Source organism: Bradyrhizobium sp. YR681 (assembly GCF_000282615.1).
GTDB lineage: Bacteria > Pseudomonadota > Alphaproteobacteria > Rhizobiales > Xanthobacteraceae > Bradyrhizobium.
This window is the reverse complement of sequence record NZ_AKIY01000178.1, coordinates 64,213-80,825: the sequence shown is the minus strand read 5'-3', so window position 1 is coordinate 80,825 and position 16,613 is coordinate 64,213. Positions and strand designations below refer to the sequence as shown.

The following is a 16,613-nucleotide window of genomic DNA, read 5'->3' as shown; positions in this document are numbered from 1 at the left end:
GGCCGGCGGACGCTGCCGCCACTGCCACAGCACGAGCGCGGCCGCGAGCGTAAAGCCCGCGGTGTCGCTGAACGCGAAGTCCCCGAGCAGGCACAGCGCGGCACCGAGCCCGACCACGCGTTCGAGCAGCGTCAGCCGCGTGAACAGGTAGCCGATCGCGACCATGCCGAACAGCGCGATCGCCACCAGCGCCTTGAAACTCGCCAGCGCCACCGCGCCGTAGAAGCCGAGCTTTGCCGCCATGGGATCGCCGGCCTGGAGCATCAACGCCGGCGAATAGACGAAGATGAAGGGAATGACGTAACCGGCGAGCGCGATACGCATCGCCTCCCAGCCGATCTTGTCCGGATTCTCCTTCGCGATCGGCGCTGCCGCGAGCGCGGCGAGCGCCACCGGCGGCGAAAGGTCGGCCATGATGCCGTAGTAGAACGCGAACATGTGGCTCGCGATCAGCGGCACGCCGAGCTTCGCCAGTGCGGGTGCTGCGAGCGCGGCGGTGATGATGTAGGTCGGGATGGTCGGAATGCCGGTGCCGAGCAGGATCGACAGCAGCATGGTCATGATCAGCGCCAGGAACAAGCTCTTTTCACCGAGCCCGATCACCCAGCTGCCAAAAATGGTGCCGACGCCGGTCTGCGACATCATGCCGATGATGACGCCGACGATGGCACAGGCCATGCCGACGGTGATGGCGGATTTCGCACTCTCGGCCAACGCATCGCGGCATTCGCGCAGGGCCTTGAAGCCGCCACGGATGAAAGCGGTGATCACGATCAGCCCGACGACGACGCTCGCCACCGGCACGATCTGGAGGCCGTCGCGCGAAAGCGCGGCGACGACGAGCGCGAGCCCGATCCAGAAGATGGAACGGACGACCGTCGAGGAAGCGCCCGTCGTGATGGCAGTGCCGAGGATCAGCGCCACCGTCAGCGCGAGGCCCATGCTGCCGGCATAGAGCGGCGTAAAGCCCTCGAACAGCATGTAGACCAGCGCGGCGAGCGGCAGCACGAGATACCAGCGCGTCACCAGCGCCTTCCAGGCGCTCGGGATCTCCGCCTTCTTCATGCCGACGAGGCCGTGCTTGCCGGCTTCGAGATGCACCATCCAGAACGCGGAGGCAAAATAGAGGATCGCGGGGATCGCCGCGGCCTTGACGATCTCCGAGTACTGGACGCCGAGCGTCTCCGCCATGATGAAGGCGACCGCGCCCATCACCGGCGGCATGATCTGCCCGCCCATCGAAGCGGTGGCCTCGACGCCCGCGGCGAACGCGCGGCGGTAGCCGAACCTGATCATCAGCGGAATCGTGAACTGGCCGACGGTGACGACGTTGGCGACGCCGGAGCCGGAGATCGTGCCCATCATGCCGGACGCGAACACCGCAACCTTCGCGGGCCCGCCACGCGTCCTGCCGAACAGGCCGAGCGAGACGTCGGTGAACAGCTGGATCATGCCGGCCCGCTCCAGGAACGAGCCGAACAGGATGAACAGGAAGATGTAGGTCGCCGAGACATAGATCGGCACGCCGTAAAAGCCTTCGGTGCCGAACGACAGATGCGTGACGATCTGGTCGAAACCGTAGCCGCGGTGGTTGAGCGGCGACGGCAGGTATTGCCCGAAGAACCAGTAGAGCAGGCACGCGCCGCACATCAGCGGCAGCGCCGCGCCCATCAGCCGCCGCGTACCCTCGAAAATAAGCACCGCGAGCAGCGTGCCGACCGCAAGATCGACATTGGTCGGATCGCCGTCGCGCGCGATCAGATCGGCATAGAAGATCCACTGATAGAGCCCGCAGAAGAAGCCGGCGGCGCCGATCACCCAGCCGAACGCGCGGCCAATGTCGCTTCTGGCGGTGAAATTGGCGATCAGGCCGAAGGTGAGGAGAACGAGGAACCCGACATGGACGCCGCGCACCACCTGGCTCGGCAGATAGTTGAAAGCGGCGACATAGAGCTGGAAGGTGGCAAACGCGATGCCGATCCAGTAGGCGAGATGGCCCCACCAGCCCGGCCCGAAGCCTTCCGGGAAACCATGCTCGAAATTGTCGAATTCGACCTTGATGGGCTCTGCCGAGCCCTCTGCCTGCAACATCGATGTGTCCCCGCGCCCTGATGGTGCGTCATTTACAACATTGGCACCGTCCCCGCACGCATCATGGCCTGCAGTGCCGCCAAGAACGTGGATGCCCGGGACATCCGCGCGAAGACGTGCTTCGCGCTTTGCCCGGGCATGCCGTCGGTGGATGAGGCTGCTTACTTGATCAGCCCTTTTTCCTTGTAATAGCGGATCGCGCCGGGGTGCAGCGGGACCGGGCTACCGGTGGCGGCCGTCTCGAGCTTGATCTCCTTGCCTGCCGCATGGGCATTCTGCAGTTCCGGCAGCGACTCGTAGACCAGCTTGGTCATCTGGTAGGCGAGATCGTCCGACACCGCCGAAGAGGTCACGAGGTAATTGACCACGGCGGCCGTCGGGACGTCCTTGTCCTGGCCGGTATAGGTGTTGGCGGGTATGATTGCCGAGATGAAGGGCGGGCCGATCTTGTCGACGGTCTCCTTCGGCACGGCAACCACCGTAATCGGGCTCGAGCTGGAGAGATCCTTCAGCGAGGCCACGCCGAGGCCGGCCGATTGCAGCGTCGCGCCGAGCTGGCGGTTCTTCATGAGATCGACGGATTCGGCGAACGGCAGATATTCGACCTTGCCGAGGTCCTTGTAGGTCATGCCGGCTGCCGCCAGAATCGCGCGCGAATTCAGCTCCGTGCCCGATTTCGGCGCGCCGACCGACAGGCTCTTGCCCTTGAGGTCCGCCAGCGTCTTGATGCCGCTCTCCGCGGTCGCGACGATCTGGATGTAGTTCGGATAGATCGCGCCGATGGTCCTGAGCTTGTCGAGCTTGGTCTTGAAGCCCGCCTCCTCCTCGCCCTCCCAGGCCGCCTTCAGCGAGTCACCCAGCGTGAACGCCAGTTCGCCGCGGCCCTGCTGGAGCAGGATCAAATTCTCGACCGACGCCTTGGTGGCCTGCACCTGCGTCTTCACGTTCGGAATCTTCTCGCCGTAGATTTTCCCGATCGCGACCCCGAGCGGATAGTAGACGCCGGAGGTACCGCCGGTCAGCACGTTGATGAAGGATTGCGCGTGCGCGCAGGGTGCCGACGCCGCCAGAGCAAGAGCCGCGGCCACGCCGAAAATCGTCCGTTTCATGGTTGTTTTACTCCCCAAACCGGCGGCGAAATTGGCCGGATGAGGGGAGCAGGTCAACCCATCCAATAGGCACAACAGGACTGCGGGAAAGGGCTGTTTTGCCTTGCCTTTCCGGGAACCCGGAGGGTGCGGCGACGTGGCGCAGCCGGGTCGCCGCGCGCCCGAACGCATCGGGTCCGAGCGGCCGATCAGCTCACTGGAACGTCATGTCCAGACATTTGGAGATGTCGGAGCCGAGGCCGGACGAGATGGTGATACAGCCGCGGATCTTCTGCGCGGTGACGTCGGCGGCCCAGACCGAATAGCCGCCGGGGCCGAAGAACGAATTGGTGTTCGGCGGCTCGGTTTCGGTCGCGTCGAAGTCGTAATGACCGTCGGTCTCGAAGATGCGCGGCTTCTTGGTGCAGCCTCCGTCGGTCTGGACGTTGATGACTTCCTTGTTGTCCCGGGTCAGCGCCAGGGAGACCTGGCAGCGGAAATATTCCGAGGTCTTGGTGTTGAACAGGTAGGTGTAGGATTTGCAGGTCGCCGTATTCAGCTTGCCCGGGGCAAGGCCGCGGCTGCACGAAATCCGCTGGTTGTGGCTGAGCTGGTAATCGTCGGCCCGGGCGGCCGGCACCAGCGCCGTCAGCAAGAGTGCGGCGGCCGAGCAGGCTTTCATGACATGGTTCATTCGAATCATCCCCCACCACTATTTTTGTCGAATTGCGTTCTAGACTGAAAGCGGAACATAGTCGCGCGGGGGCGAAGGGAAAATCACAAACTGCTGGGCCGGACGTGATGCGCTGCGGCGCTTTCGCAAGTTGACCTGCAAACGCCGTTCGTGATTTGTTCAAGATGGGCAACCCCAACGACGGGGAGGATGAATGATGATATTTTCAAAAAAGACATTTGCACTTGTTTCGGTTGCACTTGTAACGGCGCTGGGCGCTTTCGTGACACCCGCTTTGGCACAGACTGCGGCCACGCCGTGGGAGCTCAAGCCCGACACGGGCTACGCCTATGACAAGGACGGCAAGACCTTGTCCTACAAGATGGGCACCAGCAACGCCGGCGAGCTCCTGAAGGGCGCGAAGAAGGTGCCGAAGGGCACGCTGTTCTTCATCGGCCACAACGGCCAGCTCTACATGCGCAGCGGCCCCTATCTCGAGGGCGACGGCAAGTTCAAGTTCGGGTCGGATCAATAGGACGCGACTCTCGCTACAAACGAAGCTGCCGTGGGGTGGGCAAAGGCGCGTAGCGCCCTGCCCACGATCTGTCGCTGCGTTCGAGAATGGTGGGCACGCTACGCTTTGCCCACCCTACGGCATCGTTCTAGAAAGCCCCCGCCAACTCCCTCGCACCAGCATTGTTGCTGTTGCTGTCCATCCGCGTATCCGTCACCGCGAGCAGCTTCGCCACCGTGTTGTGGCGGATCGCGACCGGATTGCGCTCGTAGCCGCCGCGCTGGAAGAAGTTCGAGGTCGGCACCTGCTCCCGCATCGCCTGCGGCATCGTCACCATGTCGAGCCCGGTGCCGTCGCCGGTGAGGTTCATCATCTCGAGCTCGGCCGCGCTGAGCGGACGGCTGTAACCCTTGGCGCGCGCAAACAGCACCGACGTCAGCAGCTTGTGGGTCTGCAGCATCGGGCCGATGTCGATGTCGAGCACCATCGCATGCATGGCCCAGCCCTGCGCGGTGTTGCCGATCTTCTCGTGCTCCGACCAGGTGTCGGGCACCGACTTCGCATGCGCCACCATTTTCTTCAGCACCGTGAGCTTGTGCTCGAGCGACTGGCGCGCCGGCCCCGAAGTCCGCGCCACCTTGTCGGAAAGCGCGCGAATGAATTCATGGCCCTGCTCGGCGAGCAGCTCGACGCTGTTGGTGGTCAGGAGCTGGTTGTAGCCCATCGCGGTCGAGATCGCCCGCTTGCCGCCATGTTCGATGCCCGCCTGCACGTCGTAACTGCCGGTGCCGCCGGTCTCGAACGAATAGACCCGCACCGCCTGCTCGCGCGTCAGCCCGGAGGCGAGCGCATAGCGCGCATAGGCGCGCTTGAACTCGACCTCGCTGGACGGCCGCTGCGGCGTGAACTGGTAGAGCTCCTGCGCCGCGCGCAGCAGATCGGCGACGACGGGTATCGGCTTCTTGGTCGGGCGCTCCGGCGTTTCCTCCGGCTCCGGATTCACCGGCCGCTTCGGCCCGTTATAGAGCGGCGGATGCTCCAGCACGTAGTCGTCGAGCGTGATCTGCTGTCCGCTGCGCCGCTTGGCGTTGCGGCCTTTCCGCTTTTCGGAGATCTGGCTCCAATAGGCGCCCGCCTCCTCGTCGAAGGCTGCGCGCGCGGCCTGATATTCCTGCAGCTTGCGGCGATATTCGAGCACGGCGGGCGAGGCCCCGCCTTGCGCGAAAAACTGCGACAACAGCTGGGCGTTGGCATTGCGCACGGCCGGCGGCAGCGCGTCGGCGTCGCCGCCTCGCGCGGCGGGCGCGAGCAGGACAAGCGCGAATGGAACCAGCGCCAGGCTATTTCGAATCGAATGATGCATGCTGCCCTCTTAGCAGGCATCCGGTAACCGTCACGTTAACGTGCCGTTTACCTCTTTTTTCAGCTTTTGCGTCACTTCCAGGCGAACACCGGCTGTTCCAGCTCGGCAACGCGGGTCTGCCGCCCCGCCAGTACCTCGCGGAACTGGTAGATCAGCGCCGCCGTCGGCGCGTGGATCAGGCTGTGCTGGTGGTGGAAGCGGATGACGCGGCGCGCGCTCTCGGGGATCGCGACGAAGTCGAAGGCATCTTCGCGCTCGATCGTGGCAAGCGCGATGCGATGGACGGAGGCGACCTCGTCCGGGTTCGGCCTGATCGCGGCGGCGTCCGTCGCCCAGACCACGACCGGCGTGATCAGATAGCCGGATCGCGTCGGATAGTCGTCGAGCGTGCCGAGCACCTCCGCACCCGTGAGGCGGAGACCAAGCTCCTCGTCGAGCTCGCGCAGCGCCGCCTCCACCGGCATCTCGCCGGCATCGCAACGTCCACCCGGCAGGGCCCATTGGCCGCGATGCGCGCGCAGATGTGATGCGCGCAACGTGAGCAGGAAGGCGGTGTCATCGCCCTCGCCCGCTGCGGTCAGCGCGACCGCCACCGCGGCACGCTTCAGCGCCGGCGCCACGCCGTCTTCCGGCAGCCGCGTGAAGGCCGCGCAGGCGGCCGCGATATTCCGTCGTGTGGCATCGTCGAACGGTCTCATGATGCTTGACTACACCACGTCAGGCCCCGATGAAATGAGCTCGCAAGGCCCGCACAGGAATGGACGACGAGATGACCAACAAGGTCGCCGCAAGGCTGAAATCGGACGGCTGGAGCATCCTCGAAACCACGGGCTTCATGCACCTGATCGGCCCCTTGTGGGAGCGCAAGGTCGACGGCCACCACGAATTCGCACTCGCCACCGAAGACAAGCACCACAACCGCCGCGGCATGGTCCAGGGCGGCGTGATGATGACCTTCGCCGACCGAACCTGCGGCATGACCGCCCGCTACGTCTCCGGCAAGGAATTCATGGCGACGGTGCAGCTCGACACCCATTTCGTCGAGGCCGGCCAGATCGGCGACATCCTGATCTCCCGCCCGCGCGTGGTGCGCTCGACCCGCAGCCTGATCTTCATGAGCACCGAAGTGACGGTGGATAATCGCTGCATCGTGATGGCGAATGGCGTGTTCAAGATCTTGAAGGGGCCGGAGTAGGCGCAAAATCGGGCTGCCACCGCCCTCTCCTCGTCATTGCGAGGAGCAGTTGCGACGAAGCAATCCAGACTATCTCCCCGGACGCAGCTCTGGATTGCTTCGCTGCGCTCGCAATGACGGGCGTGGCTGGCTATGCTGGCGCCAACGCAAGCGTCGAGGGAATAGCCCATGCACTACCGCCAACTCGGCCGCTCGGGCCTTAAAGTGTCGCCCATCTGCCTCGGCACCATGATGTTCGGCGGACCGACGGACGAGGCCGCATCGAAGCGGATCATCGACAAGGCGCACGGGGCCGGCATCAATTTCATCGATACCGCGGACGCCTATTCGAAAGGCGCATCCGAGGACGTCGTCGGCCGCGCGATTGCGAGAAACCGCAACGCCTGGGTGCTCGCGACCAAACTCGCCAACCCCATGGGGAACGATCCCAATCGCGTCGGGCTGTCGCGGCGCTGGGTGTTGCAGGCTGCCGACGAGAGTCTCAAGCGGCTCGGCACCGACCACATCGACGTCTACTATCTGCACAAGGAAGACCACGCGACCCCGCTGGAAGAGACGGTGCGCGCGATCGGCGACCTGATCCGATCAGGCAAGGTGCGCTATTTCGGCGTCTCGAACTACCGCGCCTGGCGCGTCGCCGAGATCTGCAACATCTGCGACCGGCTCGGCATCGACCGGCCCGCAGTGAGCCAGCCCTATTACAACGCGATGAACCGCATGCCCGAGGTCGAGCATTTTCCGGCCTGCGCCTATTACGGCCTCGGCATCGTGCCCTACAGCCCGCTGGCGCGCGGCGTGCTCACCGGCAAATACAGGCCCGACGCCACCCCCGACAAGGAAACGCGCGCGGGACGCAACGACACTCGCATGATGCAGACCGAATGGCGGCCGGAATCGCTCCAGCTCGCGCAGGAGATCAAGATCCACGCCGAGAAGAAAGGCATCACCGCCGGCCAGTTCGCGGTCGGCTGGGTGCTGAACTCCGCCTTCGTCTCCTCGATCGTCGCAGGTCCCCGCACCGAGGAGCAATGGGACGGCTACATCAGCGCGCTCGACTACCGCTTCACCGCCGACGACGAGGCGCTGATCGACCGGTTGGTGACCCCCGGCCATCCCTCGACGCCGGGCTACAACGACCCGGCCTATCCGATCGAGGGCCGCCGCGCGCGGACGGCTTGAGCGCGGGAGACGACAATGGCGCATGAGGATCGCTACGGCCTTTCGCTTTCCACCGCATCCGATGCGGCGGCATCGGCCTATCGCGAAGGCGTCGACCTGATGCTCGCCGGTTGGACCGGTACGGCGGAGATGCTGGAGCGTGCGATCGCAGCCGATCCGGATTTCGCGCTTCCCCACATCGCCCGCGCCCGTGTCCATGCCTTCTACCAGCAGGGCGATCTTGCACGCAGCAAGGCGGCGCTGGCGCGCGAGGTCGTTGCAGGGCGCGGCACCGAACGCGAACGCTCGCATGTCGAGACACTGGCGCTTGCGATCGAGGGCCGGCTGCCCGAGGCGATTGCATCGACGCTGAAACATATCGACGCATGGCCGCGCGATGCCGTCGTGCTGTCGCTGCCGCTCGGCGCGTTCGGCCTGTTCGCCTTCTCCGGCATGGCCGATCACGACCGCGCGCGGCACGAGCTGTGCCAGCGCGTCGCGCGGCATTACGGCGAGGACTGGTGGTTTCTCACCATGTCCGGCTGGGCGATGACCGAGAACGGCGACGTCGCCCGTGGCCGCGCTATCACCGAACGTGGCTTCAACCTGCGCCGGCAGAATGCGCATGCCGCGCACGCGGTGCTGCATGCGATGTTCGAGGACGGCTCGATCGACGCCGCCGACCGTCTCGTGGACGAATGGATTCCGGGCTACGATCGCGCCGGCCTCCTGCACGGCCATATCCGCTGGCATCAGGCGCTCGGCGCGCTCGAACATGGCGACGCCGCCCGCGCGCTCGAGATCTACGCCGACGTGCTCCAGCCCGCCGCCACACAGGCACCGCCGCTCAACATCATCACCGACGGCGCCTCGCTGCTCTGGCGCCTGTCGGCTTACGGCCACGCCGTGCCCAAGGCGCTCTGGGTCGAGGCCGACGCCGCCGCGCAGAAACTGTTTCCAAAATCGGGCCTGCCGTTCGCCGACGTCCACATGGCGCTGTTCGCCGCCGCAACGCAAAATCGCGAGGCGCTCGCCGAGCGGCTTGCGGTGATCGAGCAGCGGCTCGCTGACGGCAAGCTGCCGGCCGGCCCCGTGGTGCCGGCGATCTGCCGCGCGCTGGCCGCCTTTGCGGACGAGGACCATGCGGCCTGCGTGCGGATACTTGCGCCCGTGTTCACCGACATCGTCCGCATCGGCGGCAGTCATGCCCAGCGCGAACTGATCGAGGACACTTTTGTCGTCGCTCTCATGCGGAGCGGCGAGCTGCCCCGTGCACGCGCCCTGCTCGACGCCCGCCTGCACCGCCGCCCCTCCCTGCGCGATACGCGCTGGCAGGCGGCGACGGGCTAGCTCCGCCACGAAAAAAACATCGGCCTGACGGCAAGTGCCCCGGGACGGGTTGGGCGATCGGGGGCGAATCGCCGATGGGTGGCACGGTGGTATTCCAGACGGGCTTGGCTGAACAAACGGGATCGCAACCAATTTGCGGTTCGATGGTTATGAAGCGGAACTTATCCGCGTCCCTGGCCCCCTCGCACATGAGCCTGACGATGCGCCTCCGCCGACAGGTCCTCGCCGCGAGCCTCGTCGCGCTCGCAAGCCCTTGTTTTGCCGGGTCTTCCGCGCCGATCCCCGTCAATAACCCGCCGGCGCAACAGCGCGCCTTCATCGACCTCCTGGCGCTGATGTCCGGCCATTGCAAGACGCTGAAGGTCGCGGGCCGCACCTTCGCCTGCAAGACGGTGGCCTACGCCCATGGCGACCAGGGCCGGGTCAATTTCACGGTCGCCGTCGATGATCCCACCGACGAGAGCCACGTCGTCTCGTTCTCCGGTGAGAACGGCAAGCGCGCCGACGACAATTCCTACGAGCTGCCGGTCGACCGCATGCTGCTCAACTCCAAGGATCGCCCCAAGGTCGACGGCCTGCCGGTACCTGCCGAGCAGGCTTCCACCGGCACCTGCCGCCAGACCGGCAATTTCGCGGCCAAGAAGGTCAATGATGTCACCTGCTCCGCGACCGACAGCGAGGGCCGGAAATACGAACTGCTGTTCGTCTCCGACGGCACGCCGGTGAGCGTGCGCCGCATCCGGCAATCGTCGCCGTCGATCCAGGATCCGTTCAAGTAGCGGCCTTTCGTCCCGCCTTGCTTGTCAGCTGAACATACGCGCATCCGCCCGTTGAAACTGCGGGGCAGCCGGGTATGCTCTCGCGTGCGTCCTCATCGAGGAGGCCCGATTGCAACCCCAGGCGGGGCCGTGAGTCCAGCAATGTGCACGATCACCGGGCTCGCGCGTATCCTGCTCATCTGTCTGTTCACGAGCCTATCGTGTGAATGCATCGCAGCCGACGGCCCGCGGCAGCGCTCGATCCTGGTTCTGGAAGAAGCCGATTTTCGCTCGCCCTTCTATTCGGAGGTCTTTGCCGGTATCCGTGCCGCGGCAAAACAGAGCGGCAAGGGTCACACGGTGATCTACGGCGAGAGCCTCGATCTCGCTCGCTTCCCCGGACCGGACTACGAAGAAAGCCTGGTCGGACACCTCAAGACCAAATATGCGCTCCGGTCGATCGACGTCATCGTTTCGATCGGCGTCGCATCGGCGAAATTTCTTCAGACGCGCAAGCAGGACATCTGGCCCGCTGCGCCTGTCGTCTACGGCTTCGTGCCCGATCTGCCCGAGACGCGCGCCCTGTTCCTGCCCGACACGACGGCCGTCTTCGCAAGGGTGAGGCCGACGCAGTTGCTGATCGCAGCGCGCGCCATCGTTCCCGACCTGACCCGTGTCGTTCTCGTCGGCGACGCCTGGAGGAATCCGCTGACATACGGTCACTGGAAGCAGGAATTCGCGGCGGTAATGCCCGATCTCGACGTCACCGATCTGTCCGATGCAGTGCTACGTGAGGTCCGCGAGCAAGTCGGCGCCCTGCCCGCTCGCTCCGCGATCCTGACCTCGGCGATGTATTCCGACGGCGAAGGCACTTATTATTCGCCCGCCTCGGCGCTCGCGCGCGTTGCCGAGACTGCTAATCGCCCTATCATCATCACCTCCGATACGTTCCTGGGGCGGTCGGGCGTGGGCGGCTTCCTGCTGCTGCCCGAGAGCATCGGCCGCGAAGCCGGCGAGGTGGCGATGCGGATTCTCGATGGCGAGGTGCCGTCCAGCATCGCGCCCTTCGGCGGGAACAACGTAAAGCCGATCTTCGACTGGCGGCAACTCAAGCGCTGGAATGTGGACGAAGCCAATTTGCCGCCGGGCAGCGAAGTGCGCTTCCGCGAGCCGAATTTCTGGACGCAGTATTACTGGCACATAGCAATCGTCGCGAGCGTGGTCCTGATACAGGGGCTGATGATCGCCATTCTGCTGCGCGAGCGTCACTTGCGTTTCCTGGCCGAGGTCGAGGCACGCCAGCGCATGTCGGAGCTCGCCCACATGAACCGCCGCGCGACCGCGGGCGAGATGTCCGCCTCGCTCGCGCACGAGCTTAACCAGCCACTCGCCGCTATTCTAATCAATGCCGAGACGGCCCAGCAGGTGTTGCAGAATCCGGCTCCTGATCTCGCCGAGGTCAGGGACATATTGGACCACATCCGCCGCGACGATCAACGCGCGGCAGCAATCATCGACCGGCTACGCTCGTTTCTGAAGCGAGACCCGACCGAACGGCGCGAGATCGACCTCAATGCGACGGTCGGCGAGGTGTTTCGATTCCTCTCCGTGCAGGCCATAACCAACGATGTCGAACTCGCGACGGAGCCCTCGTCCTCGGACATCCGCGTGAAAGGCGACAAGGTCCAGCTCCAGCAGGCTATCCTGAATCTCGTCGTCAATGGCATGGATGCCGTGGCTCATCTTCCGAACGATCGGCGCCGCGTCGTCGGTCGAACCCGTCTCCTCGATGGCAATCTGGCCGTCGTCTCCATCGCCGATGCGGGCGACGGCATCCTCACGGGAAAGCTGACCGAGATCTTCAAGCCCTTTTTCACGACCAAGTCGCAAGGCATGGGGATAGGTCTCTCGATTGCGCATTCCATCGTCGAGGCACATGGCGGGCGCATCTGGGCCGAAAACACGCCCTCGGGCGGCGCCGTGTTTCACGTCAGCCTGCCGCTGGCAGCGCCGCGATAGCCTTCATTGCAAGTGCCCGCGACGGACCCGGCTGAAGCCCGAACTCACGCGAATGCCTTCTCCAGCGTCGCGAAGATCACCGCGAGCGATTTGTCGTGACGGGTCACCGGCGGCACCGGGCGATCGACCTTCATCAGCTGATAGACCGCCATCTGCGCCGCGCGCACCGAATATTCAACGGTGAACACGACGTCGTCGGGGATTTCGACGAACTGGCTGACGAAGGCGAGGTTGACCGAATTCCTGGGCACCGGCAGCGGCCGGTCCGTTACGTTGCGCGGCATGAACATGCTGGTGATGTAGGGCATGCGGCAGGGAATGCAGGTCGCAGTCTCGAACACGTCGCGATCGAAATTTAGGTGTCCGCACAGCTCGTTCAGGATGTCGGCGCCGCCGCACTCGGACATCGGCTTGGCGACGAAATTGCCGACGCGATCCGGATGCAGCGCATAGCCCCAGAACACCTGCACATCCTTCGGCTGACCGGTGAAATGCGGCTGGTGATAGAGCACGACAGACATCAGCCAGTTGGAATCCCTGAACGTGACGAGGCCGCCGGTGCCGGCCCTGTTGCCGGAGAACGCCTCCATCTTGTCGAAGAAGCGCGGGTCGCGGCAGGTGGCGGTGAAGGCCAGCCAGTAGGACTCGGGAACCGAGCTGTTGAATGCGGACGGATCGCCGAATTCGGGACGCCCTTTTGCGATGCTCTCCCACAGCGCCCAGCCCTGGCTGTCGGCCTTGGTCAGGTGCGGCGGCGGCTCGGTCATGGTGCCGAGGCTTGTGGCGTCGGTCATCGAGCCGTTCTGGAGGAACACGAGATCGCCGTCCTCGAGGCGGACATTGGCGGTGCGGCCGTCGCGGTCGAGCACGAGCTGCCGCACACGCACGCGGCCGGCCTCGTCTTCGAGCGTCATGTCGGTGACGGTTGTGCCACGCACGAACTGCACACCCTGCCGCTTCAGCCAGTCGGCCAGCGGCCGCACGATCGCGTCATACTGATTGTAGACGGTGCGCTTGACGCCGGCGAGGGTCTCGATCCGCGGAAATTCGTTCATGAAGCGGTGCAGATAGCGCTTCAGCTCGACCGCGCTGTGCCATGGCTGGAAGGCAAAGGTGGTCTGCCACATGAACCAGAAGTTTGATTCGAAGAATTTCGGCGACAACCAGTCGGTGATGCGGCTGTTGCCAAGCGTCTCCTCCGAGGCCTCGGTGAGCCGCAACAGCTCCAGCCGGTCGCGAGCGGAGAAGCCCATATGTGAGACGTCGATCTTGAAGCGGTTGCGGTCGACCAGCCGCGCCTGGGAATACGCCGGATTCTCCTCGTTGAACGCGACCGTCTCGTCGCGCACGCTGAGGCCGGGGCGTTCGAGCGAGGGGATGCTCGAGAGCAGGTCCCAGGTGCATTCGTAATGGTCGGTGGTGAGCATGCGCCCGCCGCGCAGCGAATAGGCGCCGCTCGCGAGCAGCGTACCGTCGAGACTGCCGCCAACCAGCGGCTGCGCCTCGTAGATTACGATGTCGCGCCCCGGCAGTTGCGCGTCGCGGACCAGGAACGCCGCGCCCGCGAGCGATCCAATGCCACCACCGATGAAATACGCCTTCATGACTTGCCTCGATTGCAATTCGAATTCTCGCGGCGACATTGCATGCGAGGTGGCGGCCGAAGTTGCGCTGGATCAAGTGCGGCGGAAGCAGCGTTCAAGAGGACGTGAGCGGCTTCTTCGCGTAGATCTGCGCGATCTCGTTCGCGAAGCGGCGTTCGAGCGCGGGGCGCTTGTTCTTCAGCGTCGGCGTGAGGAGGCCGCCAGCGATGGTCCAGGGGTCCAGCGTCCACCACACCGCGCGCGGCGTCGCGTAGGACGGATAGGCCTTCACCGCCGCCGCGATTCTGGTGAGCAGAGCGGCCCGCTCCGCCGCACCGCCCTGCTTGCCGCTGGCCGCCAGCTTCTCCTTCTCCTGCACCCAGGCCTTTGCGTTGAGCACGACCAGCGCGGTGACGAACGGACGCTGCTCGCCGACCACCAGGGCCTGCTCGAACAGGGGATCGGCGAGGATCGCGGTCTCGAGGTCCACCGGCGCGATCTTCTCTCCGGTCGACGTCACCAGAATATCCTTGATGCGGCCGGTGATGGTGATGCGGCCGTTATCGATCCGCGCCTGGTCGCCGGTGTGCAGCCAGCCATCGGCCTCCTTCACGCGGCGCGTTTCCTCAGGCTTGTGCCAATAGCCCAGCATCACGCTGGGACCACGCACCAGCAGTTCGTCATTCTCACCCAGCCTGACCTCGACACCGTCGAGCACGTGGCCAACCGAGCGCGGATCGTTGTCCTCGGGGGTGTTGACCGAGACCACCGGCGAGGTCTCGGTCATGCCGTAGCCCTGGAGGATGTCGAGCCCGAGCGCGATGAACAGGCGGATGACGGGCTCGGCGATCGGCGCGCCTCCGGAGACCGCGACGCGCAACCGGCCGCCGAGCTGCGCCAGCACCTTGTCGGCGACGAGCCGCTTCAGCAGCGGCCAGGCTAGCCGATCGACCACCGCCAATGTGCCGCGGCCCTGTCGTGCATCGAAACGCCGGCCGCCGACGGCAATCGTGAGGTCGAGCAACGCGCGCTCGATGCGTCCAGCCGTAGCCCGATGCTGCATGATCAGCGCATGGATGCGCTCATAGATCCGCGGCACCGAGATCAGCACCGTCGGCCGCACGTGCTTGAGATCCTCGGAGAGCAGTGGCACCGAGCGCGCATAGGCGACGCAGGCGCCGGCCGCGATCGGGTAGTAGTAGCCGCCGGTGCGCTCAAACGTGTGCGAGAGCGGCAGGAAAGACAGGAAGACATCGTCCGGCGCAGCCTCGATACGATGTGCGATCGCCTTCACATTGGCGACGACGTTGTCATGCGACAGCATCACGCCCTTCGGCCGCCCGGTCGTGCCCGACGTGTAGACGATCGCGGCAAGATCGTTCGGTTCTACCGCGACGTCCGGCAATGGCGCGGTCGCACCAGGAGCGGACGCAAGCCAATCGTCGAGCGCAACGATGCGCGTATCGGCAGGTTGCGGACCGGTAACGTCGGCACAGACGATGCGCCTGAGCGAATCGAGCGGTTGGCCGGTGGCGATGATCGCTTGCCAGCGCTCCAGCGTATCGACGAACAGCAGCAACGCTCCGGAATCGGCGAGGATGTAGGCGATGCTGTCAGGATTGTCGACTGCATGCATTGGCACCGGCACGAGCCCGCGTGACAGCGCCGCCTGGTCCATCGCGATGTGCGCAACACCGTTCGGCATCAGGATGGCGACGCGCTCGCCGGGCACGAACTCCTCCGCGGCCAGCGCCCGCCGCCACAGCTCGAATTCCGCGTCGATCTCGTGCCAGGACTGGTTGACCCAGCGGCCTGCACCCCCGTCGAAATGACGGTAGGCTTCCGCCGCCGGCGTCGCCTTGACGCGCCAGCGCAGCAGCTGCGGCAGCGTCATCACGTCGGCGAGCGTCTGCGGTTGACTGATCGGCCCCGGCATGGCGTCCTTTCCTGACCGTCGATTCCCGTGAATCTGGGGGCTCGACACTAGGCTGGCCAGCCATCGCCGCCTTGATCCTCAGCAAGGCGGCCATGCATCGGAGCACCCATGACGCGCGACCACTACATCCGTAGGGATGCCTTGTAGCCCGGATTGCGCTGCGCTCCATCCGGGCTACGCCGCTGCAATAGCGTCGCGAAACGAGGGAAGATTGGCATTGTGCTTTGCTGATGGCCTCGCATATTCGACTCAGCACGCCGTGCGAAAGGTTCGATCATGCCAAGCCCCCTCCCCGCCCTTATCGTCGTCGACGTCCAGCGCGCGTTCGACGAATGGGAGGCGGCCGGCAAGCGGCGCAACAATCCGGATGCGGTGGCGCGCATCGTCGATCTGCTCGCAGCGTTCAGGACGAACCGCACGCCGATCTTCCACGTCCGCCACGAGGGCACGAAACCGACCTCGTCGTTCCTCCCCCAAAACTCGGGCTATGCCGTCAAGGACGAGGCGCGCGAGCAGGGCGGCGAGCCCGTCATCGTCAAGCGCGTCAACAGCGCCTTCATCGGAACGAACCTCGAGACGCGGCTGCGCGAGGCTGGCATCGCGACGCTGGTCATCTGCGGCGCCACCACCAATCATTGCGTCGAGACGACGACGCGGATGGCAGGGAATCTCGGCTTCGATGCGCGCCTGGTGCGCGATGCGACCTGGACGTTCGACCGGATCGGCCCCGACGGCGACGCGCATTCCGCCGAGGAGATCCATGCGATGACGCTGTCGAATCTCAGCGGCGAATTCGCGCGCATCGTCACCACCGATGACGTGATCGCATCGTTCGCGGCGAAGTGATGGCAGCGGCGCGACTTGCGCCGCTGATGCGACAATGCA

Annotated in this window: 14 protein-coding genes; 7 read left to right on the top strand and 7 right to left on the bottom strand. The window is 65.1% G+C overall.

Annotated features, from left to right (window positions below; translation table 11 throughout):
* The 3 genes from PMI42_RS13710 to PMI42_RS13700 all read right to left on the bottom strand — a co-directional run.
* Positions 1 to 2,091, bottom strand: a 2,091-nt coding sequence (locus tag PMI42_RS13710; RefSeq protein ID WP_008134972.1) for a TRAP transporter permease, incomplete at its 3' end; no start/stop codon positions are given.
* 161 nt (positions 2,092 to 2,252) lie between these two features.
* Positions 2,253 to 3,200, bottom strand: coding sequence for a TAXI family TRAP transporter solute-binding subunit (locus tag PMI42_RS13705; RefSeq protein ID WP_008134970.1), 948 nt, complete (start codon positions 3,198 to 3,200; stop codon positions 2,253 to 2,255).
* Positions 3,201 to 3,393: 193 nt separating this feature from the next.
* Positions 3,394 to 3,873, bottom strand: a complete 480-nt coding sequence (locus tag PMI42_RS13700; protein ID WP_008134968.1) for a hypothetical protein — start codon at positions 3,871 to 3,873, stop codon at positions 3,394 to 3,396.
* 196 nt (positions 3,874 to 4,069) lie between these two features.
* Between PMI42_RS13700 and PMI42_RS13695 the strand changes: the two genes are divergently transcribed.
* Complete coding sequence (locus PMI42_RS13695; protein WP_008134966.1) at positions 4,070 to 4,387, top strand: hypothetical protein; 318 nt, start codon at positions 4,070 to 4,072, stop codon at positions 4,385 to 4,387.
* Positions 4,388 to 4,514: 127 nt separating this feature from the next.
* Here the strand turns inward: PMI42_RS13695 and PMI42_RS13690 are convergent, their stop codons facing one another.
* A complete protein-coding gene (locus PMI42_RS13690; protein WP_008134964.1) occupies positions 4,515 to 5,729 on the bottom strand; it encodes a hypothetical protein in 1,215 nt (404 codons plus the stop codon).
* A gap of 71 nt (positions 5,730 to 5,800) precedes the next feature.
* Positions 5,801 to 6,430 (bottom strand): NUDIX hydrolase, encoded by a 630-nt coding sequence (locus PMI42_RS13685; protein ID WP_085969557.1) that lies wholly within the window; start codon positions 6,428 to 6,430, stop codon positions 5,801 to 5,803.
* 68 nt (positions 6,431 to 6,498) lie between these two features.
* On the opposite strand from PMI42_RS13685, the gene PMI42_RS13680 reads away from it, so the two are divergent.
* The 5 genes from PMI42_RS13680 (at position 6,499) to PMI42_RS13660 (ending at position 12,209) form a co-directional block, all read left to right on the top strand.
* On the top strand, positions 6,499 to 6,924 hold the full coding sequence (locus PMI42_RS13680) for a PaaI family thioesterase (RefSeq protein WP_008134962.1): 426 nt from the start codon (positions 6,499 to 6,501) through the stop codon (positions 6,922 to 6,924).
* Positions 6,925 to 7,092: 168 nt separating this feature from the next.
* Positions 7,093 to 8,103 carry an aldo/keto reductase gene (locus PMI42_RS13675; protein ID WP_008134961.1) on the top strand — a complete coding sequence of 337 codons (1,011 nt, stop codon included), beginning with the start codon at positions 7,093 to 7,095 and terminating at the stop codon, positions 8,101 to 8,103.
* A gap of 15 nt (positions 8,104 to 8,118) precedes the next feature.
* Positions 8,119 to 9,432, top strand: a complete 1,314-nt coding sequence (locus PMI42_RS13670) for a tetratricopeptide repeat protein (RefSeq protein WP_008134960.1) — start codon at positions 8,119 to 8,121, stop codon at positions 9,430 to 9,432.
* Positions 9,433 to 9,632: 200 nt separating this feature from the next.
* Positions 9,633 to 10,211, top strand: coding sequence for a hypothetical protein (locus PMI42_RS13665; protein WP_035965609.1), 579 nt, complete (start codon positions 9,633 to 9,635; stop codon positions 10,209 to 10,211).
* A 141-nt stretch (positions 10,212 to 10,352) separates the two neighbouring features.
* Positions 10,353 to 12,209 (top strand): sensor histidine kinase, encoded by a 1,857-nt coding sequence (locus tag PMI42_RS13660; RefSeq protein ID WP_008134958.1) that lies wholly within the window; start codon positions 10,353 to 10,355, stop codon positions 12,207 to 12,209.
* A 44-nt stretch (positions 12,210 to 12,253) separates the two neighbouring features.
* Here the strand turns inward: PMI42_RS13660 and PMI42_RS13655 are convergent, their stop codons facing one another.
* Together PMI42_RS13655 and PMI42_RS13650 are read right to left on the bottom strand one after the other, a co-directional pair.
* Positions 12,254 to 13,852, bottom strand: coding sequence for an oleate hydratase (locus PMI42_RS13655; RefSeq protein ID WP_081502913.1), 1,599 nt, complete (start codon positions 13,850 to 13,852; stop codon positions 12,254 to 12,256).
* A 55-nt stretch (positions 13,853 to 13,907) separates the two neighbouring features.
* Positions 13,908 to 15,728, bottom strand: coding sequence for an AMP-dependent synthetase/ligase (locus PMI42_RS13650; RefSeq protein WP_008134956.1), 1,821 nt, complete (start codon positions 15,726 to 15,728; stop codon positions 13,908 to 13,910).
* A 276-nt stretch (positions 15,729 to 16,004) separates the two neighbouring features.
* Between PMI42_RS13650 and PMI42_RS13645 the strand changes: the two genes are divergently transcribed.
* On the top strand, positions 16,005 to 16,574 hold the full coding sequence (locus PMI42_RS13645; protein ID WP_008134955.1) for a cysteine hydrolase family protein: 570 nt from the start codon (positions 16,005 to 16,007) through the stop codon (positions 16,572 to 16,574).
* Positions 16,575 to 16,613: the final 39 nt, after the last annotated feature.